Origin of the sequence: Piscirickettsia salmonis LF-89 = ATCC VR-1361, from assembly GCF_000297215.2 — a bacterium.
Lineage (GTDB): Bacteria > Pseudomonadota > Gammaproteobacteria > Piscirickettsiales > Piscirickettsiaceae > Piscirickettsia > Piscirickettsia salmonis.
In genome coordinates this window covers 1-812 of the sequence record NZ_AMFF02000180.1, presented here as the reverse complement: position 1 = coordinate 812, position 812 = coordinate 1, and the positions used below count along the sequence as shown (strand labels likewise).

The 812-nt window shown below is 36.0% G+C and carries 1 protein-coding gene and 1 pseudogene; one reads left to right on the top strand and one right to left on the bottom strand.

Annotated elements, in window-relative coordinates; genetic code table 11:
• Positions 1-143 (top strand): annotated as a pseudogene (locus tag C200_RS15555) (transposase); the annotation flags it as partial.
• Positions 144-640: 497 nt separating this feature from the next.
• Here C200_RS15555 and C200_RS12915 read toward each other — a convergent pair.
• On the bottom strand, positions 641-812 hold a 172-nt coding region (locus tag C200_RS12915), incomplete at its 5' end, for a transposase (RefSeq protein WP_033923692.1).

Below are 812 nucleotides of genomic sequence, written 5' to 3'. Positions count from 1 at the left end.
TCCATGGCTCGCAGCGGTTGAGGCGTTTATTGAGCGATTGACACAACATATACCAGAAAAGTTTTTCAAAATGATACGGTATTACGGCTTTTTAGCGAATCGAGTCAGAAAAACCTTGTTACCAAAAGTCTATGATTTATTAGATCAGACCATTGAAGCTGCTCAGTCTGTTACCTATTCCAGCCTGATGAAAGCCAATTATGCAGTAGATCCTCTCATTTGCATACTTTGTGGCAGTGAAATGAGACTCTCTGGATTCACAAACTCAACCCCTTTATGGCAGTTGCGTCAACATCATGAAAAGCTTGCGAAGATGAAGGAGGTCCGGCTTTAATTCAGCCTGCATAGGATTAATCCGTCCAAAAACGATAAAACGCACCATATGTGATACTTTTTGCCGATAATTAAGAATAGTTTCTGTTCTTCAGGTCAAATCTCTCAAATTTTGCTTCACTAAAAAATGATCCATTAACCCGGCTGAAACTTTCAAATTCTTCAATATTAAATTTTCAACAGAAAAACACTGTTTCTTTATTTAAAATAATAAACAAAACCATAGTGATTTTATGCAGATTAACTAATGACATTTTTTTGATTAAAAGTTTAGCTGATGTAAACTTATTAAAGACTGTTATAGCACTCAACGAATAGTTTCTGACATTGACTTCATTACTTGACTAAGCGCTGTCTCTAAATTTATTTCATCTTGATCAAGCTTCATGCGAACCCTATTTTTAAGCGGTGACCATACATGCTCTATCGGGTTTAAATCAGGAGAATAAGGGGGTAAAAATAATAAGTGACAACCCGCA